This is a genomic window from Leptolyngbya sp. GGD (assembly GCF_026735145.1).
Lineage (GTDB): Bacteria > Cyanobacteriota > Cyanobacteriia > Leptolyngbyales > Leptolyngbyaceae > Leptolyngbya > Leptolyngbya boryana.
On the sequence record NZ_JAPQKE010000004.1, the window covers coordinates 466355 to 484860 of the forward strand.

At 47.2% G+C, this 18506-nt stretch carries 21 protein-coding genes; 10 read left to right on the forward strand and 11 right to left on the reverse strand.

Translation table 11 applies throughout. The features are described 5' to 3' along the window. Window positions 1-164: 164 nt before the first annotated feature. A complete protein-coding gene (locus OU814_RS21385) occupies window positions 165-857 on the forward strand; it encodes a hypothetical protein (RefSeq protein WP_268242028.1) in 693 nt (230 codons plus the stop codon). 121 nt (window positions 858-978) lie between these two features. Here OU814_RS21385 and OU814_RS21390 read toward each other — a convergent pair whose 3' ends face one another. Genes OU814_RS21390 through OU814_RS21400 form a run of 3 tightly spaced genes read right to left on the reverse strand, consistent with a single transcriptional unit; the run spans window position 979 to window position 3132 of the window. Next, window positions 979-1344 (reverse strand): VOC family protein, encoded by a 366-nt coding sequence (locus OU814_RS21390; RefSeq protein WP_268242029.1) that lies wholly within the window; start codon window positions 1342-1344, stop codon window positions 979-981. A gap of 30 nt (window positions 1345-1374) precedes the next feature. Next, window positions 1375-2052, reverse strand: coding sequence for a 5'/3'-nucleotidase SurE (surE, locus tag OU814_RS21395; protein WP_268242030.1), 678 nt, complete (start codon window positions 2050-2052; stop codon window positions 1375-1377). Next, entirely contained in the window at window positions 2053-3132 is a 1080-nt protein-coding gene (locus OU814_RS21400; protein ID WP_017287322.1) for an ATP-dependent 6-phosphofructokinase, read from the reverse strand. Window positions 3133-3212: 80 nt separating this feature from the next. Here OU814_RS21400 and era point away from each other — a divergent pair, with 80 nt between their 5' ends. The 3 genes from era to OU814_RS21415 all read left to right on the forward strand — a co-directional run bounded on the left by era (window position 3213) and on the right by OU814_RS21415 (window position 5039). After that, window positions 3213-4145, forward strand: a complete 933-nt coding sequence (era, locus tag OU814_RS21405; protein WP_190651628.1) for a GTPase Era — start codon at window positions 3213-3215, stop codon at window positions 4143-4145. A 154-nt stretch (window positions 4146-4299) separates the two neighbouring features. Continuing rightward, on the forward strand, window positions 4300-4716 hold the full coding sequence (locus OU814_RS21410; protein ID WP_017287320.1) for a XisH family protein: 417 nt from the start codon (window positions 4300-4302) through the stop codon (window positions 4714-4716). Continuing rightward, entirely contained in the window at window positions 4704-5039 is a 336-nt protein-coding gene (locus tag OU814_RS21415; RefSeq protein ID WP_017287319.1) for a XisI protein, read from the forward strand. The genes OU814_RS21410 and OU814_RS21415 overlap by 13 nt, the downstream gene beginning before the upstream one ends. Window positions 5040-5156: 117 nt before the next feature. Here OU814_RS21415 and OU814_RS21420 read toward each other — a convergent pair whose 3' ends face one another. The 4 genes from OU814_RS21420 to OU814_RS21435 form a co-directional block, all read right to left on the reverse strand. After that, entirely contained in the window at window positions 5157-6248 is a 1092-nt protein-coding gene (locus OU814_RS21420) for a beta-galactosidase (RefSeq protein ID WP_268242031.1), read from the reverse strand. Between the two features lie 311 nt (window positions 6249-6559). Then, complete coding sequence (mreD, locus tag OU814_RS21425) at window positions 6560-7120, reverse strand: rod shape-determining protein MreD (protein ID WP_017287317.1); 561 nt, start codon at window positions 7118-7120, stop codon at window positions 6560-6562. Further along, window positions 7117-7998, reverse strand: coding sequence for a rod shape-determining protein MreC (gene mreC / locus OU814_RS21430; protein ID WP_268242032.1), 882 nt, complete (start codon window positions 7996-7998; stop codon window positions 7117-7119). The genes mreD and mreC overlap by 4 nt, the downstream gene beginning before the upstream one ends. 98 nt (window positions 7999-8096) lie before the next feature. After that, window positions 8097-9098, reverse strand: coding sequence for a rod shape-determining protein (locus tag OU814_RS21435; protein ID WP_017287315.1), 1002 nt, complete (start codon window positions 9096-9098; stop codon window positions 8097-8099). 222 nt (window positions 9099-9320) lie between these two features. Here OU814_RS21435 and OU814_RS21440 point away from each other — a divergent pair, with 222 nt between their 5' ends. Then, window positions 9321-9689 (forward strand): single-stranded DNA-binding protein, encoded by a 369-nt coding sequence (locus OU814_RS21440; RefSeq protein WP_017287314.1) that lies wholly within the window; start codon window positions 9321-9323, stop codon window positions 9687-9689. A gap of 49 nt (window positions 9690-9738) precedes the next feature. Here the strand turns inward: OU814_RS21440 and OU814_RS21445 are convergent, their stop codons facing one another. From OU814_RS21445 to OU814_RS21455, 3 genes are read right to left on the reverse strand one after another with little or no spacing between them, the layout of a single operon-like run. Continuing rightward, entirely contained in the window at window positions 9739-10227 is a 489-nt protein-coding gene (locus tag OU814_RS21445) for a Spy/CpxP family protein refolding chaperone (RefSeq protein WP_268242033.1), read from the reverse strand. Window positions 10228-10239: 12 nt separating this feature from the next. After that, window positions 10240-10578: a hypothetical protein gene (locus OU814_RS21450; protein ID WP_268242034.1), complete on the reverse strand. Its 339-nt coding sequence runs from the start codon at window positions 10576-10578 to the stop codon at window positions 10240-10242. Next, on the reverse strand, window positions 10575-11189 hold the full coding sequence (locus OU814_RS21455; protein WP_225903959.1) for a sigma-70 family RNA polymerase sigma factor: 615 nt from the start codon (window positions 11187-11189) through the stop codon (window positions 10575-10577). The genes OU814_RS21450 and OU814_RS21455 overlap by 4 nt, the downstream gene beginning before the upstream one ends. 173 nt (window positions 11190-11362) lie before the next feature. Between OU814_RS21455 and OU814_RS21460 the strand changes: the two genes are divergently transcribed. From OU814_RS21460 to OU814_RS21480, 5 genes are all read left to right on the forward strand, one after another. Then, on the forward strand, window positions 11363-11914 hold the full coding sequence (locus tag OU814_RS21460) for a heme NO-binding domain-containing protein (protein WP_017287310.1): 552 nt from the start codon (window positions 11363-11365) through the stop codon (window positions 11912-11914). Between the two features lie 6 nt (window positions 11915-11920). Further along, window positions 11921-13255 carry a sensor histidine kinase gene (locus OU814_RS21465; protein ID WP_268242035.1) on the forward strand — a complete coding sequence of 445 codons (1335 nt, stop codon included), beginning with the start codon at window positions 11921-11923 and terminating at the stop codon, window positions 13253-13255. A 75-nt stretch (window positions 13256-13330) separates the two neighbouring features. Further along, window positions 13331-14239 (forward strand): SDR family NAD(P)-dependent oxidoreductase, encoded by a 909-nt coding sequence (locus tag OU814_RS21470; protein WP_268242036.1) that lies wholly within the window; start codon window positions 13331-13333, stop codon window positions 14237-14239. Then, complete coding sequence (locus OU814_RS21475; protein WP_242044454.1) at window positions 14149-15432, forward strand: succinate--CoA ligase subunit beta; 1284 nt, start codon at window positions 14149-14151, stop codon at window positions 15430-15432. The genes OU814_RS21470 and OU814_RS21475 overlap by 91 nt, the downstream gene beginning before the upstream one ends. A 373-nt stretch (window positions 15433-15805) precedes the next feature. Next, window positions 15806-16714 carry a succinate--CoA ligase subunit alpha gene (locus tag OU814_RS21480; RefSeq protein WP_017287306.1) on the forward strand — a complete coding sequence of 303 codons (909 nt, stop codon included), beginning with the start codon at window positions 15806-15808 and terminating at the stop codon, window positions 16712-16714. A gap of 24 nt (window positions 16715-16738) precedes the next feature. On the opposite strand, the gene OU814_RS21485 is transcribed toward OU814_RS21480, so the two are convergent. Next, window positions 16739-18373 carry a mechanosensitive ion channel family protein gene (locus OU814_RS21485; protein ID WP_268242037.1) on the reverse strand — a complete coding sequence of 545 codons (1635 nt, stop codon included), beginning with the start codon at window positions 18371-18373 and terminating at the stop codon, window positions 16739-16741. Window positions 18374-18506: the final 133 nt, after the last annotated feature.

Sequence of the window (18506 nt, forward strand, 5' to 3'; positions counted from 1 at the left end):
GGTGGCATCGAAAGTATGGCTCGAACTGCGAGGTGCATTGGAAAAGCAAGTCAGTATATCTTCACATTTTCTCTACATGCAAGAGAATAGATGTAAGCAGAACTGTGGATGGCGCAAGTTAGGAGATCAACAAAATGGTCTTGTTTCCTAACAGGTGTTAGACGATGAACTCATTTTTGAAGCGTACTATCGTTGCTCAAGTTGGAGCGGCGATGGCGATCGCACTATCGAGTGTTGATGTTGCCCCGGCTCATGCGTTAGCAATTGATACCTCGCCCACTGGACTTGCAAATCCGGCTCAAACGATCGACTTTAGTGACCTGGCTGGCGGGGGAGCATTTGGTACAACTGCGCTTACTAATCAATATTCCAGCGCGGGAGTCACGTTTTCTAACCTTTATTTTGTGGGGTCTGCGGATTTTGACACTATAAGTTTTGGCGAATTCCCTTACCAAGATTCGGCATCTGCATTCAATATCACTAGTCTTTCCAATGGAATGACAACTGTGAACCCCTTCTCTATCCAGTTCGCATCTCCCCAAACGCAGGCAGCCTTCAAAATCTACAGTAGTACACCTACTGTAACCTTCACAGCCCTACTGAATGGCACACTGATAGAATCGTTCACCTCTAGTAGTGTCACTAATGGACCTCCCGGAGAATACTATGGCTTTACAGGGGTAACATTCGACCAAATCCAGATTGCTGTAGGCGGCTCGGATCTGAGAGCAGCAGGAATTAGCAGTCTTCAAGTCGGAGAGGCTACGCCTGTGCCTTTCGGCTTCACGCCGCTTCCAGGGTTAGCGGTTTCTGGTCTGCTGTGTGGAATCAATCGTTTGCGTAAACGATTTGCTTAGCAATTAGTGCATGAGAAAGCTTTGGAACTAGAATCTAAATCTCCTAGTTCCAAGGCTTTGTCGTTTTGCTTCTTTGCTGTTTGAACTGATGTAAACCACTGCAATGAACTACCAAAACCCGTTAGAACTCATAAAAAGTAATACAAACATCATTGCAATCGAGAATCGTAAAGTCAGTACTTCCCCAAGATTTCTTTTCTAACCTGCCATTGGGATGAATCAGGGTACGATCGCGCTCCACAATCTCCCGATATAGGTCAGCAATGTCCTGCACTTCAACTCTCAAAGTTGTCCATTCCGCGCACTCTGGATCTGGATTCTTTTGTAGAAATAACTCAATGTCATCGCGCGTAATCAAAGCTAATTCAGGTGTTTCGCTATCTTGCCATTGACGCTTGAAGCCTAGCTTCTGCTCATAGAATGCGATCGTCTTTGCAACATCGTCACCTGCTGGAATAAATGGGCAAATCTTTCTCAGCCTTGCCATTTGTATGCCTTGAGTTGTTTTGTACTAATTCTAAATGCTGAGGTAAGTAATCGCAATTTTTCCAGACAAACAAATCTCAACGTCAGAACCGCGATCGCGCTTTCTTGCCCCATATTGACCGCAGTAATAAAACTCATCCCCCTCAATCCGAAAATCCGTTGGTAAGGGCTGAGTGCAAGGATGACAAAACACCATTTCAGGCTCAGGATCATCAGGTTCAACGTAGGGAAGATTCACATTCCAATAAAATCCCGGCTCATAGGGACGATTTGCAAGCTGATCGACAACTCGCGCTGCCCATCGCGCCGAGCGTTCCCAATCTACGGGAATTCTACCTTTTTTATATTGTGAGATAGCAATTCCAGGCACGCGATGAAATGCTGCTTCTCGAATTGCTGCAACCGTTCCTGAAATATAAACATCAACGCCCATGTTACCACCGGAGTTAATACCTGACAGAACTAGCTTAGTATCAGGAAAAAGATAATTTAGCGCAATGCGACTACAATCCGCTGGAGTACCCGCGATCGCATATTCTTGATCAGTTCTTTTCTCAACTCGAATCGGTGCGGTCGTTGTGACTTGATGCCCACAGCCGGAATAATGACCACTTGGCGCAACCAAAATTCCAGATCCATTCACCGCTTTCAGTAAAGCTCGAATGCCTGGGGCATCAATGCCATCATCATTTGTCAAAATAACCGTCATTCAATCTCCCAAATAAATTCCTAACCCTCGTGCCGTCCTGACGAGTGTACTATCTGGATCGACCACACAGTACTGCTGAATGGCATCCAAAATCGGTACATCGATCACATTGCGATCGCGCCAAGCGACCATACGATCAAACTTACCTTGCGCGATCAGATCCACTGCGGCAACTCCAAAGGCAGAAGCCAGTAAGCGATCGAGCGGGGAAGGTGTACCACCTCGCTGAGCATGTCCTAGCACAGTTACCCGCGTTTCTGCACCATGACATTCATGAATGACATCGGCAAGATACTGCCCGACTCCTCCATAGCGCATCTCCCCAAATGCATGAGTACAGTTGACGGCTTGACCTGCCTCAGTTTTGACTGCTTCCGAAACAATAATCAATGAATAATTTTTACCTTGGGCTTGCCGTTCATCTAATTTGCGACACAAATTGCTAATCGTATAGGGAATTTCAGGAATCAAAATCACATCCGCTCCCCCGGCAATTCCCGCACTAATGGCAATATGTCCGGCATCTCGTCCCATCACTTCTAAAATCATCACGCGCGAATGACTTGCTGCTGTGAAATGTAAGCGATCGAGCGCTTCTGTGGCGATATTCACAGCCGTATCAAATCCAATCGATTGTTCTGTAATATCGACATCGTTATCAATGGTTTTCGGAATGGTGACGAGGTTCATTCCGCCTTGTTGCGCCAGTTTGCGAAGAATTGCCATACTGCCATCGCCCCCGATTCCAATGATGGCATCGAGGTTGAGCATACGATAGCCTTCGATAATCTCCTCAGAGCGATCGAGAATTTGCCCATCCGGCATCGGGAAAGCGAAGGGATTGCCTTTGTTCGTCGTTCCTAGCATCGTGCCACCCTGGGTCAAAATGCGATCGACTTTTTCAATCTCCAAAGCCGTAAACTCTGGCGGGCGAGCCATCAGCCCGTTTGTCGCTCGTGAAATTCCAAACACTTTCCAGCCATAGCCCGTCGCTCGATACACCACAGCGCGAATGATCGCATTCAACCCAGCACAGTCGCCACCACTGGTTAAAATTCCAATCCGTTTGACTTCACCCATAAATCCCCTACACTGAATAGGCTGTGTGAGTTTAATACGCCACGTCAGACAGTGTCCCAGATTACAGAATTCATTTAGGAATGTCAGAACATCCAGACATTTTCACGATTCCCACGCCGCCTGAGAACTATCGATCGGGCTTTGTTGGCATTATTGGTCGCCCCAATGTCGGCAAGTCCACGATTATGAACTTTCTCGTGGGTCAAAAGATCGCGATCACCTCTCCCGTTGCCCAGACGACTCGAAATCGATTACGGGGCATTTTAACCACGCCTGAAGCCCAAATTATCTTTGTAGATACCCCTGGGATTCACAAACCGCATCATCAACTCGGACGAGTCTTAGTCAAAAATGCTCAAAGTGCGATCGACTCAGTGGATGTCGTTCTATTTGTCGTCGATTGCTCTGTTGTCGCAGGAGGAGGCGATCGCTATGTTGCAGAACTTCTAGCCCAGACTGAAACGCCTGTCATTCTGGGTTTGAACAAATCTGATCAGCAATCAGATGCAGAATTCGATCAAACCTACCAAACCTTAGCGGCGGATCGAAACTGGACGATCGCGAAATTTTCAGCCCTGCAAGGCGATGGCATGGAGGAATTGCAGCAGGCAATTATCGGACAGCTTGAACCAGGGCCTTACTACTACCCACCGGATTTAGTCACCGATCAGCCCGAACGTTTCATTATGGGCGAGTTGATTCGAGAACAAATCTTGATGATGACTCGTGAAGAAGTTCCCCATTCCGTTGCAGTTGAAATTGAGAAAGTTGTGGAGGAAGAAAAGATTACGCGAGTCTTTGCTGCCATCAATGTTGAACGTCCTTCACAAAAAGCCATTTTGCTCGGCAAAGGTGGAGGAATGATTAAAGCGATCGGGACTGCTGCCCGCGAGCAAATGCAAAAGCTAGTTGAAGGCAAAATTCACTTAGAGCTATTTGTGAAAGTCATGCCGAAATGGCGACAATCGCGAGTCAAGCTTGCAGAATTTGGCTATCGAGTCGAGGAAGAGTAGTGAACTGCTCAAAGTTGTTAATCGCGACTTTGAGCAGCGCTGCGATAGATTTAGTTTTTGAACGATTAGCAAATTGCTTTGCACTTGTGCGATCGCATCAAAAATACAGAGATCGCACAAAGTATCATAAGTTTGCCGTAATGAGATTCGATCTGTGTCTGCCAAAGATTTTTTTCATGATGCTGTCAAACACGCATTGCAGAAAGAACAATGGACGATCACAGACGATCCTTTGAAGTTCAAATTTGGCAACGTCAACTTTCAAGTTGATTTAGGAGCAGAACAACTGCTTGCCGCAGAGCGATCGGGCGAGAAAATCGCAGTCGAAATCAAAAGTTTTCTCAATCCATCAGCAATTACAGATTTCTACGCTGCATTAGGGCAATTTCTGAGCTATCGCCTTGCTCTAGAATCGATTCATCCTGATCGAACCTTATACCTTGCAGTCCCGTTCGATACCTATCAAACCTTTTTTCAGTACGAATTCACCCAAATTGCGATACAACGATATCAAGTTCTAATAATTGTGTACGATCCTGCCAATGAGGTGATCATGCAATGGATAAACTAACTCAATACCGCCAGTATATTCAAACGCTGTTGAGCCAGTACGCCAGCGATGATATTTCAGATGAGCAAGTTGAGGTGCAACTCATTCTTGATGCTGAACGGGATCATTATCAGTGGATGAATGTTGGTTGGCAAGGGTTGAATCGGATCTACCGTTGTGTCATGCACATTGATATCAAAAATGAAAAAATTTGGATTCAACAGAACCTAACTGATCAGAATCCGGCTGAGGAGCTAATCAAGATGGGCGTACCTAGAGAAGACATTGTTTTAGGATTACAGCCGCCTTACAAACGACCCTATACAGACTATGGTGTCGCCTGAAGAGAGGAAAAGTGCGCTTGGGGAGATAGGAGCAGAAACCATGATTTCAGATCTTCACCCTATCCCCCTATCAGATTTATTGCGGTCAATGACTCGCTCAGAAGCAATTAAGAGATATCACAAACTCAACAATTGCTGCATTGCCAGCCACCACTGATCGCGCCCTTGCTTGCGCTGCCAATACCAATATTCACAGCCCCACAACATCACCGGATCAAAGCCGATTTCTTGAACTCGATCGACAATACTCGTTGCCTGAATCGGGGATGAACTCGGATACTCAAGCTGCGATACCGGAACTAACTCATTCGCCTCCCAAGGTTCCGCCTGTGCTTCAGCAATCCAGCTCTCTTTGCCCCATCGTCGCAACTGCGATCGCCAATCTTTTAACTTTTTCCAATACGAAGGTTGTGCCTCAAGATAGGCCTGACTCGCCCCTTGTGGCACTTTCGTATACACATTAAATCCAATCGCATCAGCTAACCAAAGACTGGCTCGAAAGGCTTGATCGTCTTCTTGTCCCTGCCCATCCGGGAGGGTAATTGCATTCGTTAGTAAAATTTTCTGACCTGCTTGCGCGCGAGATCGTACTAATTTCACTTCTTGTCGGACAAACTTCTCACTTAACGATCGCCCATGCGTAATTTCTAACGTTGTAAATGGCTCATTCTCAACTTGCCAATACCGAATCGCTGGAGCCGTTTTTGCATGACTGACAACGCGATCGAGCATCTTCAACGTCAAATCTGCGATCGCAAGATCTCGATCCAAAACCCTCGCACTCGTCGTATCGTACTTTGCTCGCATCCAATCTGGAAAATGAAACTCAGGATAGCGAGGCGCTTTCATACCGACTGCTAATACGACCTGAATCCCGCGTCGATGGCTCTCATCTAAGAGCCAATCAATCTTACTGAAATCAAACTGATTCGCCTGCGGCTGCAATTCATGCCAATAAGCACACAGCCGCAACTGCTTAAATCCCAAATCGCAAATCGCTTGGAATGTCTCACGATAATCCAATCCCAAATACCAACATTGCAACTGGCTAAACGTCGTCCCTAATTTCATCGATCGAGGTGGAGTAACAAGATCCGGCAGAGAGATCGTTGCCCCTGCACTAGCAGCCATCAAATTGAGAAAACCAAAAGTCGAAAGTGCGGTGAATTGCCTGCGGGTTAAGTTGCGAGAAGCTCGATGAAATATCATGGCTCAAAGTAAGATAACGAACTCAGCACGCTGATCTACTTTTCAAATCATTGCATTCGCAATCGTGCTCACTTTCAACAACAAAGGCAATGCTAGCGGTTACGGGTGAACGATCGCAGAAAATAATGCAAGTAATTTCACAGCAAAAAATCAGTCTAGGTGAGTATATTATGCTACTCAATCTAAGTTGCGCGCGAAATCTTGAGGTCGTTAGTTCAACCCCCTCATTCACGCTTGATCTTCAAAATTTATGTCGATCGCAAATTCAGACTGAGCCATCCCCAGTCTAAAAATCCCAATCTAAAATCGATTTAGCTCTGTTCGTCAATGCCCATCATTTCCCACCACCGATTCAGTGGAAAATAAACGACCGGTGCCCACAAACTGCTTAAAATTGCAGAACTCAGCGCAATAAATTGGTGATACGTCCAAATGTCAGACAGCGATCGTTCCCCTAAGAAACTAAACTGTAGCGCAGTGATCGTTTCTGAAATCACTGCCATGAGAAAGACAATGAGTGCAACAGAAATAAAGTCTTCTTGCACGTACCGTTGCTTTTGTAATTTTGCAGTCAAAGCTCCCACAATCATCAAGCCGATCGCATGAGTCGGTTCGGGTGCAGTCATGCCATCTTGCAGCAGTCCTAAGATTAAACCTGCCATTGCACCTTGCCAAACTACACGTTTGACACTCCAAGCGACCACCCAAATTAAGAGCCAGTTTGGACTAATCCCTGCCAGTTCCATTCCTGGCAATCGCAGAGGCAAAATCAACAAACATAAAAATACCGATGCGACAGTTACGGCTCCATTCACAAGCGGGCGAGCGCTCGGATAGGTATCGACAAAATTCTCGATCGCACGCAGGCTCATGGCGTAGAACTCGGCAAAGCTTCAGGAGTGGGCGAAACAGTCAAACTAGCATCAGGACTCGGTGAAACAGTGGGATCAGGCGAGGCAGAGGGAGACGGAACCAGATTTGGTTTAGCTGCAGGTTGAGGATCTGCGAGAGCAGGAGAATGCGGATAAATCATTGCCCACTCTAAATAATTAATCGGGGCAGTCAGTTCGATCGTGGCTTCAGGAGCCGGACTTTTGGTGAGATCAACAGATTCAACTCGTCCGATCGGAATTCCCGCCGGAAACAGTTGACTAAACGAAGAAGTCGTCACCACATCATCTTTGCGGACATCTGGAACCTTCTCAAAAAATTCCATAACCGCACGGTTCCCTGTTTTCCCGCGCAGATAGCCCATAAATCGACTACGGCTAATCGCAACCCCAACCCGACTAGAAGGATCGCTCAATAACAGCACTCGACTCGTACTCGGGCTAACATCAATGATCCGTCCGACCAGTCCGCCCGGACTCATGACCACGGCTCCTTCTTTCACACCATCGTTCGAGCCACGACTCAACGTCACATGCTGCCACCAATGATCCGCACTCCGCCCAATCACTGAGGCTGGAATCCCTTCTGCCTTCTTCGACTTGGCGAATCCCAGCAGTTCTTCGAGCTTTTGATTCTTGCTCTCTAGCTCGATTAAGCGCTGCTGTAACTCACGGGTTTGAGCATTCATCAACCGATCCATCGCCACTGGCTTACTCTGAAATGGGCGAGTTAACCACTGATAAGTTTCCATCACAAACCCCGCCTGACTCTGACGTATCAAGAGTGCAGTTCCCAATCCAAGAGTAGCAAGAGTGAATGGAATCCCAAATCGATCCCACCAGCGACGCAGTTCGTACATTCAGCGCGTTCTCAATCAGTGAGCAGCCTAACAATACACCTTACCGAGGCAAGATTAAACACAATTTTCACACTTAAGGTCGCCCTATCAGGACAACTTTAGCGAGGCGGACGAGTACTAAACACCCGCTCTAATTGCTTAAAGTTTTCTAACACGCGCCCGGTTCCCAACACAACACAACTGAGAGGATCAGCAGCAACGTGTACGACGATCCCAGTCTCATGACTGATCAGGGTATCAATGCCTTTCAGCAATGCTCCACCACCTGCCAACATAATGCCTCGATCGATAATATCGGCGGCAAGTTCTGGCGGAGTTCTTTCCAACGTCCGTTTCACAGCATCGACAATCACAGACAAAGGCTCTGACATACTTTCACGAATTTCAGGTCCCTTAATCGTCACAGTTCGTGGCAATCCAGACAGCAAATGAAGTCCGCGCACTTCCATCATTTCTTCATCGACTGCACCCGGATATGCCGAGCCGATCTGAATTTTAATTTCTTCCGCCGTCCGTTCCCCAATCACCAGGTTGTGGACTTTTTTCATATACTGCACGATCGCGTCGCTGAGTTCGTCCCCTGCAACTCGAACCGACTCGCTCAAAACGGTTCCTTGCAAGCTGAGAACCGCAACTTCCGTTGTCCCACCACCAATATCAATGATCATGTTCCCTGTGGGTTCAGCAACCGGCAATCCTGCCCCGATCGCGGCGGCTACTGGTTCATCGATCAAATAAACCTCACGCGCACCTGCCTGAGACGCAGCTTCCATCACCGCACGGCGTTCAACGCCAGTAACACCGCTAGGAATTCCAATCACAATCCGCGGAGAAACTAATGCTTTTCCTTCATGCACGCGCTGAATGAAGTGTTTGAGCATTAACTCAGCCGTATCAAAATCGGCGATTACGCCATCTCGAAGTGGGCGTAATGCCACAACGTTTCCGGGGGTTCGACCTAGCATCCGCTTTGCGTCTTCTCCGACAGCCAAGGGGACTCTGTCAGACTGGTCGATCGCCACGACGGAAGGTTCTGAGAGAACAATACCTTTTCCGGATACGTAGACCAGGGTGTTAGCGGTACCGAGATCGATACCCATGTCCCGCGAGAGGGAGAAGCGATTGAAAAAACCCACTAGATTCTTGCCTCTTTAACTGCAATGAGTACGCTGATCAAATGAAATGGTAAGCAATGATGCTGATCGATAGTGGATTTTATTACAGTTTCACCCCTGAGTCTAGGGGTTAGCACAAGTTAAGAGCAATGACCCAGAAAATCATTTAATATGGGAGGCAACTGCATTATTTAGTACAAAAGAACCATGAGCTTAAATGTTGTCACGCTGGTTGGGCGAGTCGGTGGAGATCCGGATGTCAAGTATTTTGAGTCAGGCAGCGTCAAGTGTCGGCTGACGCTGGCAGTGAATCGTCAGACACGCAATAGCGATCAGCCAGATTGGTTTAATTTAGAACTTTGGGGCAAGCAAGCAGATGTGGCTGCCAATTATGTTCGTAAAGGTAGCTTAATCGGGGTTAAGGGATCGCTGAAGCTCGATACTTGGACAGATAAAAATTCGGGTGCGGCGCGATCGTCTCCTGTCATTCTAGTCGATCGGCTGCAATTACTCGGCTCGAAGCGTGACAATGAAGGCGGCGGTGGAGAGTCGGCAGGTTACGAGGAAGATTTTTAGAAAAGTAGGAGAGTGGGGAATTTATCATTCGCCATTCCCCATTCCCCCATCAAATCCCCGGCATTCTATCTCTAAACCGTTCTCGCATTTCTCCGCGCCGTTTCTCCATGTGTTCCGAAAATTTCTGACGTTGTTCTTGAGTCAGAACGCCGCGCATTTCTAACATGCTGTTGAATTGAGCTTCGGCGGCTTTTGCTCTGAGAGATTGAACCTGGCGAAATTTATCGCGAATCTCATCGTCTTTTGCCGAGCCAGCCATTAATTTGCGTAACTCTTGTTGAGCTTGGCGGGCAGCCGTACGATCGCTGTCTAATTGATCTCGATAGCGCGATCGAATCTGCTGGATCGATCGCATCTGATCAGCAGAGAGATTTAAGTCACGCATCAATCCAGGTCCTCGCTTGCCAGGACGTTCGTTGGGAGCCTGGGCGATCGTAGGTGAATTCTCATTTCCAAAATCGATCGCCCGCAAAACCGCCGCGCTTCCCACTAAAACAAGCACGGTTGAAGCTGCCACGATCGCGACACGACGAAACATAGATTTCAACTCCTATTCATTCAAATTTGGTTCAACCAAGGCAAGATAATCGGGCATATCGTTTATCGATGCTCCCTCCACCACACTGGACCAATTGCTGGTCATAAAGCTTTCTATCTCATCGGCATCAGCCACCGGATAAGGCGTTTGTCCAGGTCGCGTGATCACCGTTGCCAAAAGGCAGGCAGCAATTCCAGTCACTAGAAAAATCAGCGATCGCGATCGCGCAGTTCTGCGCGGCAGGGATTGAATAATCTGGTCTTCTAAGCCGAGGGCAGGAGGGGGAGGATTCGACCGATGACGTTGGAGAAACTGAGTCAGATCCTCGTCATCTTCAGGAAAAGGTTTCATAATTGGACTCCTTGACGATCGAGAAATTGACGCATCGCACCACGCGCATGAAACAATCGAGATTTAACTGTACCTACTGGAATTTGTAGAATGTCCGCAATTTCTTTTTGCTGCATTCCTTCTAAATCATGCATCACCAAGACCGTTCGATGGTCAAAACTTAAGTCTTGTAATCCTCGCCTAACAATATCTTCGTAATGTAATTGCATGAGATCCGGTGCATCCTGCTGCTTGGAAGCTTGTTGAGTCAAAACTTCTAAGCGCGATCGACCTTTTGCCGCAGATTGCCGATAGTCGGATGCAACATTCCAAACAATTCGATAGAGCCACGTCGAGAATTGCGAAGACTGCCGAAATTTAGGCAAGCCTTTCCAGACTCGCAGAAACACTTCTTGAACCAGATCATCAATGGCGTAGACATCACAAAGTTGGTAGAGCAAAGCACGCACACGCGGATGATAGCGACGATACAGATGACGGAAGCTCTGAGTATCTCCCTCGATCGCAGCTAAAATCAGTTCGCGATCGCCCTGATCCGCAGAATTTGAGGAAGAATCATTTGCTTGCACCGGAAATGTAGAACCTATCCAAGAAATTGCTACCGCTAACACTGAAAGATGTGCCTTCAATTTATTGAGGATACTCTTTTGACTGCACTAAGTTCAAAAGAGTTCAATCGGTCAACCCCAACTTCACCGAACCGCAATCTCGCTCTGTTGGGTCGATTATTCTCCTGGGAATACTAGGCTCACTAATTTTCCATCCATCTAAGGAAAGATATTTTATGTATGGCTTAGTGAATAAGGCAATTCGCGACATGGTTTGCGCTCATTTTGGTGAGGCAACTTGGCACGAAATTCGACAAAAAGCTGATATTGAGATCGACGTTTTTCTGACGATGGAAGGATATCCTGATGACTTGACTCATCGGTTAGTGAAAGCAGCCAGCCAGGTCTTGGGACTCTCTTCTGCCGAAATCATGCAGGCATTTGGCGAATTTTGGGTGCAGTATACCGCAGAAGAAGGGTACGGAGAATTGATGGCAATGAGTGGAGAGAACTTACCCGAATTCTTGCAGAATCTCGATACCCTCCATGCACGAGTTGGCGTTGCCTTTCCCAAACTTCAGCCTCCTTCGTTTGAGTGCACTGAGACAGATGAAGCATCAATAACTTTGGAATACCACACGCATCGAGAAGGACTCGCCCCCATGATTGTTGGATTGGTTAAGGGCTTAGGCAACCGATTTGAGACTGAGGTAGAAGTGACCCAGACACAAAGCAAAGCAGAAGGGGCTGACCATGATGAGTTTGTGATTCAATACCATCAAGACTAATCACCTATGACTTCACCTGAGTTGCCCCGTGAAGCTTGGAGCCTACCCCCGCATCTCTTTACGACCGCATTTCCCTTTCACTTTGTTTACGATCGCAGTCTAACGATCATTCAAACCGGGGAAGTGTTGCAACGTATGAGCCGAAAACCCTTGGTCGGCAGTTCCCTCCTCGATCACTTCAAAATCAGCCGTCCAAGAATACAACTCGAGTTTGAGGCAATTCAGAAACAGTCGCAGGCTCTATTTTTGCTGGAACTCCTGCATAGTGATCTACACATTCGAGGGCAAATGGTGTATGTCGAAGAACAAGATGTCATCTTCTTTCTCGGTTCCCCTCGGATCAATGACACCCAGCAATTAGCCCAATTGGGTTTGAAATTTAAGGATTTTGCGATTCACGATCCGATCATCGATTTTCTGTTTTTAATGCAAGCCAAAAATGCAGCACTCAACGAAGCCCGCCAGTTAACCCAAGATCTCTCTCAAACGATTCAGGAATTGCAGCAAACCCAAATGCAATTGGTGCAAAGTGAGAAGATGTCTAGCCTAGGACAATTAGTGGCAGGCGTTGCTCATGAAATTAATAATCCCGTCAACTTTATTCACGGGAATTTGCATTACGTTGAGAAGTATATGCAGGACTTATTGGATATGCTGCAAGCTTACGAGCGATCGTATCCGCATCCGGACGCGACGATCGTCGATCTAAGCGAAGCGGTTGATCTTGAATTTCTCCGTGTGGATTTACCGAAAGTTTTAGCTTCGATGGATATCGGTACGATTCGGATTCAAGAAATTGTTAAATCCTTAAGGAATTTCTCCCGCTTGGATGAGGATGGCATGAAAATTGCCGATATCCACGAGGGAATCGATAGTACTCTGTTGATTCTGCAAAACCGCCTCAAGTCAAAAATAGACCGCCCAGAAATTAGAATCATTAAAAATTATGGCAATCTGCCCCTTCTGAAATGTTATCCGGGGCAATTGAACCAGGTTTTTATGAACTTGCTCGTGAATGCGATCGATGCCCTGGATGAAGCTGCATCCCAATGCTCCAAACAAGAGTGTGAAGCTAATCCAGCTACCATTACGATCACTTCAGAGATGCAGTCTGAGCATTCCGTTTCGATTGTGATTGCCGATAATGGTACGGGTATTCCGACTTCAATTCAAGCGAAGTTGTTTGACCCGTTTTTTACAACAAAGCCTGTAGGGCAAGGAACAGGACTGGGACTCTCAATTAGCTATCAGGTGATTACAGAGCGGCATAAAGGCGCGATCCAATGCATTTCAGAACTCGGACAGGGGACTCAATTTTGTATCACTCTGCCGATCTCATAAGCCGCGCAATAACTGATCCGCTACAATTTATCGACTTAGCATAGGATTGAGAAGGAGAAATCATTCTTTTTGCTTATGTCTGCGTCGCCTCAAGTTGTTCTGATCACGGGTGCATCTGCGGGAATTGGAGCCGCACTTGCTCAAGCCCTCGCCGATCGCATTCCCAACATTCGATTAATTTTAGCGGCGCGGAACTTAGCCAAGCTTGATCTTGTTGCCGATCGTGCTCGAAAAAAAGGAGCCGAAGTGCTCACTGTTGCAACAGATATGGCTGAGCCGGATCAAGTGAAAGCGTTGGCAAACACCGCGATCGACAAATTCGGCAGAGTTGATGTGTTAGTCAATAATGCGGGGTATGGGCAAATGGGACCGATCGAACTGATGCCGATCGAGGCAGCTCAGCGCCAGTTCCAAGTCAATGTGATTGGCGCGATCGCATTAATTCAAGCCCTGATTCCGGTGATGCGAGATCAAGGGGGCGGCAAAATTATTAATGTCAGTTCGCTTGGAGGACGGATTGCATTTCCATTTTGTGGAATGTACAGTGCTTCTAAATTCGCTCTAGAATCGCTCAGTGATAGTTTGCGGCGAGAATTAGAACCGTTTAATATTCGAGTTAGTGTGATTGAACCCGGTCCCGTCAGTACAGAATTCTTTGATGTGGTGGAGCGGGAAGTGAATATCACGATGCCGGACGGGAAAGATACACCATATCGCGCAGCTTTTGAGAATCTAGATAACCTAGATAAACTCACAAAAAGCCAGGCTTGGAGTTCTGACAAAGTTGCAGCGGTCATCGTTAAAGCTATCATGGCAGAATATCCTCAACCCCGATATGTAGCAGCGACGGCGGGTGGATTCCTGTTGTTTATGATGACTAAGGTGTTACCGACATGGATCGTCGATCGCTTTTGGCAGAAGTTTTACGGCATCGATCGAGTCGCCAAAGAGTGGAAAAATCGTCAACGTCAGCCCTCCCTGTAATGAATTTACTCGAATATCAAGCCAAAGAGCTATTTCGCGAAGTTGGAATTCCAGTGCTTCCAGCCCAGCGAATTGAGCGTCCAACTGATTTGAAAGCACTGAAAATTCCTTACCCCGTTGTATTGAAATCCCAGGTATACGTGGGAGAACGGGGACGAGTCGGCGGAATTCGTTTTGTCAGTAATACAATCGATGCCATTGCTGCCGCTCATTCGATTTTCAATTTGTCGATCGTCGGCGAATACCCCAAAGTTCTCTTGGCTGAAGCGAAATACGATGCTCAGCAAGAATTTTATCTGGCGGTTGTGTTAAATCGCTCGATTCGTCGCCCTGTCTTACTGGGATCGAAGAAAGGCGGGATCGATGTTCAGACCTCGATCGACGAGATGCAGCATGTGGTCGTCGATCAAGAATTTTCCTCATTCTATGCGCGTCGATTAACGATCAAAATGGGACTGAGTGGCGATTTGATCAACTTGGTCAGTGATGTGGTGGAGCGAATGTATCGCCTGTTCATTGATAAAGATCTCGATTTAGTCGAAATCAATCCCTTGGGCGTGAATGCCGCAGGCGAAGTCATGGCACTCGACGGAAAAGTCAGCGTGAATGATGCGGCCCTAGGACGGCATCCAGCGCTTGCTGCTTTGGATAACCGACCCCAAAAATTTGTGCTCGATCGCTTACCGGATTCGCTGACCACGATCGATGCCGATGGACAGATTGCCATTCTTTGCAATGGGGCAGCGTTGACCATGGCAACGATGGATTTAGTCAGTCAAGCGGGTGGCAAGCTCCTGCACTATCTCAACATTGGCAGCGAAACCCATCACGATTGGCAACCTGAAACGCTCTGTGACCGGGTTGACCAAGGCTTGAAAATGCTGTCGCAGAACAAGCAAGTCAAAGTCATTTTAGTGAACCTCGTCGGTGGAACGGTTCCGAGCGATCGTATTGCTTCAACGATCTCAAAATTTCTCCAGCGTCCGCCTGCGCCTCCGATCGCGATTGGGGCACATAAAGATAATCTCCGGATTAGCCGAGGCGTGCCAGTTCCTAAGCTGGTGATTCGGCTGTTAGGCACCAACATGAATGAAGCAAAAGAAATCCTAGCAAGCACTCCCGCCCTGGTTCTAGACGATCTCGATAGCGCGATCGAGCAACTGATTGCTTTCACAAAGCGGCGCGAAGGTTAAGACGGTATTAACCTTGTCTTAACCAAAATATAATTCGAGTGTTTTTACGGATTTTTTGCTTGACCAAATCGTTTCTTTTTTGGAGTTTGGCAAATCTAGGCAACTGTGCCTTAACTCACACAACTATAATTCTAGGGATGACTTGATCCTGGGAATAGCGTTATCATAACGGGATCTACGAGAATGCTTCGAGCCGATTGCAATTCCGTAGTGATATTAGAAATACGAATACTTGTGTCATAGAATGCTGAACCTAAACGGATTGTATCGCCAAAGTCAACCGTCTATAGTTCTAGCGAAAAGCTCATTTTGAACAGTTTCGCACGCCATTCAGCGGAATGATTTTTAGTCTACCAGCGATCATCTATTTCTTATGATATTTACGCCAGCCAGCAAAGTGATTGTGCAAGGCATTCTGGAACCATTGGGAGAAATTTATACTCCTTTGATGCAGAAGTACGGAACTCAGATTGTCGCAGGGGTTAGCCCTGGCAAAGGAGGTCGTTCGCTGGCTGGAATTCCGGTATTTGACATGCTGGAGCAGGCGATCCCGAAACTGGGATCGATCGATACAACGGTAATTTTTTCGCCCCCCTATGCTGCCTTAGACGCTGCCTTAGAAGCGATCGCAGTTGGAATTCGTCAGATTATTCTGATTAGCCAAGGGATTCCTCCTTTAGATATGGTACATCTGATCCGTAAAGCTGAGGCAACCGATACGCTCATTGTGGGACCTAATAGTCCAGGTGTGATTGTTCCAGGGCAAATGCTCCTCGGGATTCATCCTCCAGACTTTTATCGACCTGGGTCAGTCGGACTGGTGAGTCGAAATGGAACCCTAACGTATGAGGTAGCTTGGGTGTTGTCACAAGCGGGCTTAGGGCAATCGATCGCGGTGAGTATTGGCGGCGATACGATTATGGGTTCGACGTTTCCGCAGTGGTTGCAGATTTTGGATGAAGATCCTCAGACCGATGTGATTGTGCTGGTTGGGGAAATTGGCGGAGATTGTGAGGAAGTGGCAGCGCACTATATTGCAGAAGCGATCGATAAGCCTGTCGTTGCGTATGTTGCGGGGCGGAGTGCACCCCGCAATCGCCGGATGGGACATGCTGGCGCGATTATTGATTCGCAGGCAGCAGATCTAGGACCAGATTTAGGCACGGCTGAAAGTAAGGTGGCGGCATTTAAGCGGGCAGGCATTCCAGTGGCGGAAAGACCTTCAGAAATTCCTGAGTTGGTCAACCGGATTCTGAAAACCTCTGTGAAAAAAGCAATCTAAAGCCCGAACTTCGCAGACCCATTTCTATTGCTTTTCTGGGTTGGATCGATTCGGGGAATCAAATGGATCATCTTGGAATGCTTCTCGAACCGAGAATACCTGTTGGGGAATTCCGATCGAAATCCCTGCTGCGTCCAAAGCTTGTTTGACTCGCCGCCGGAATTCTCGCCCGACCACGGCTGGTTGTAAAGGTTGGGTTTTAATCCAAGTTCGTAAGGTAATCCCTGCATTGCTAAAATCCTCAACGCCTAATACTTGAGGGGCTTCGAGAATTTTGGTATGCCAGTCGGGATCTGCGCTGAGATCTCTGCCAACTTTTTCGATCAGCTGAATTGCGCGATCGACATCTGCATCGTATGAAATGACAATCGACAAATCGACTCTTGACCAATCTTTCGAGAGATTTTCGACGATCGCGATCGAACTATTGGGAATCGTGATTAATCGTCCATCTGCACTACGAATCTGAGTAATTCTGAGACTAATAAATTCGACTAATCCACTGACATCATCGACTTGAATAATATCGCCTACCGCATATTGATCTTCAAATAAAATGAGAAATCCATTGATCATATCTTTGATCAAATTCTGAGACGCTAAAGAGATACCAATCCCAATAATTCCTGCACCCGCGAGCAATGGCAGAATTTGAATTCCGATAATCGATAGAATAATCACAATGCCAATGCTAATCCACATTAAGCTGAGGATACCTTTTGCAACGCCCGAAAACGTTGAAACTCTCAGTGCCACCCGTTGAGAGGCATCTGGCGTTGATTCAGAAATATCAAGTGCTCCGAAGATGCGATCGACGATCAGATCACTCAATCGAATTACCAAATAAGCCGCAACAATAATTCCAAGCACCTTTAACGGTGTTGAAAGGACGAGCGGTTGGAGGGGACGCGAATCTGGAAAGAGTCCCAAAATGAAATAGATGCCAGCCATCCAGATTCCGATCTGCATCAGTTGCAGCGATCGCCGTTGCATATCTTGCAAGGTTCGCTCCCGCCTACTTTTCATCTGTTGTTTGACAGTGAGTTGAGTGCGAGGACTCGCTGTTTCTGGTGTGTTCGGCAGAATGTCAGCCGGGGAGGGCGTTTCGTCTTCAAGCAGCCTTTGTCGCTTGCGCAAATATTTTTGCAAGCGGGAAACGAGCCAACTGAGTGCAAACATGCCACCCAGAGTCGCGATCGCTTTTCCCGTTTGTTGCGTGATCACTTCAGGCTGTCGTTCCCGTTCCGCTTCGAGTAAAGCGGTGCGAATGATCCGAGTGAGTTCTTCTGCATAAGGAGTCGGTTCTTGTCCCTGAAGTTGGGCATCCAATGTTGTCACGGTCATCAAATACCGTTGATTGATGGAAATGATCGGCAGGTTGCTATTTGCGTCTAGTGTGGAATTAACTTGAAGGTCAGGGGCGTTCCGTTGATTTGCGAATCGTTGCAATGTGGCTTCAATACTTTGACGACGAACTGTGATCGCGCTTCTTTGGTTCGGTTGATTCGGCTGAGCCGTCGCAGGCAGCGCGATCGTGAAGAGTTCCCGTCCGTCAAGTTGAATCCCGGTCGTGACAATATCGGTGCTATTGATTTGGGGAAGGGCAATTTTAGGAGTTGGCAGAATTGGGGTTTGTGCCAAAGTCGTTGGACTGAGCACTAGGATTAGGCTCAGAGCAAAACCGAAAAGAAAGCCGAAACGACGCAACCTTAAGCCTCCTATTTTTAAATACAGCATTGGATTGACAGAGTTTGATCCCCTGCCTAGATCCAGTTGAAATTTAGTCTCGATC

Coding starts and splice junctions, on each gene's coding strand:
- OU814_RS21385 (WP_268242028.1), top strand. CDS start 165: ATGAACTCATTTTTGAAGCGTACTATCGTTGCTCAAGTTGGAGCGGCG.
- OU814_RS21390 (WP_268242029.1), bottom strand. CDS start 1,344: ATGGCAAGGCTGAGAAAGATTTGCCCATTTATTCCAGCAGGTGACGAT.
- surE (WP_268242030.1), bottom strand. CDS start 2,052: ATGACGGTTATTTTGACAAATGATGATGGCATTGATGCCCCAGGCATT.
- OU814_RS21400 (WP_017287322.1), bottom strand. CDS start 3,132: ATGGGTGAAGTCAAACGGATTGGAATTTTAACCAGTGGTGGCGACTGT.
- era (WP_190651628.1), top strand. CDS start 3,213: ATGTCAGAACATCCAGACATTTTCACGATTCCCACGCCGCCTGAGAAC.
- OU814_RS21415 (WP_017287319.1), top strand. CDS start 4,704: ATGGATAAACTAACTCAATACCGCCAGTATATTCAAACGCTGTTGAGC.
- OU814_RS21420 (WP_268242031.1), bottom strand. CDS start 6,248: ATGATATTTCATCGAGCTTCTCGCAACTTAACCCGCAGGCAATTCACC.
- mreD (WP_017287317.1), bottom strand. CDS start 7,120: ATGAGCCTGCGTGCGATCGAGAATTTTGTCGATACCTATCCGAGCGCT.
- mreC (WP_268242032.1), bottom strand. CDS start 7,998: ATGTACGAACTGCGTCGCTGGTGGGATCGATTTGGGATTCCATTCACT.
- OU814_RS21435 (WP_017287315.1), bottom strand. CDS start 9,098: ATGGGTATCGATCTCGGTACCGCTAACACCCTGGTCTACGTATCCGGA.
- OU814_RS21440 (WP_017287314.1), top strand. CDS start 9,321: ATGAGCTTAAATGTTGTCACGCTGGTTGGGCGAGTCGGTGGAGATCCG.
- OU814_RS21445 (WP_268242033.1), bottom strand. CDS start 10,227: ATGTTTCGTCGTGTCGCGATCGTGGCAGCTTCAACCGTGCTTGTTTTA.
- OU814_RS21450 (WP_268242034.1), bottom strand. CDS start 10,578: ATGAAACCTTTTCCTGAAGATGACGAGGATCTGACTCAGTTTCTCCAA.
- OU814_RS21460 (WP_017287310.1), top strand. CDS start 11,363: ATGTATGGCTTAGTGAATAAGGCAATTCGCGACATGGTTTGCGCTCAT.
- OU814_RS21465 (WP_268242035.1), top strand. CDS start 11,921: ATGACTTCACCTGAGTTGCCCCGTGAAGCTTGGAGCCTACCCCCGCAT.
- OU814_RS21470 (WP_268242036.1), top strand. CDS start 13,331: ATGTCTGCGTCGCCTCAAGTTGTTCTGATCACGGGTGCATCTGCGGGA.
- OU814_RS21475 (WP_242044454.1), top strand. CDS start 14,149: ATGGATCGTCGATCGCTTTTGGCAGAAGTTTTACGGCATCGATCGAGT.
- OU814_RS21480 (WP_017287306.1), top strand. CDS start 15,806: ATGATATTTACGCCAGCCAGCAAAGTGATTGTGCAAGGCATTCTGGAA.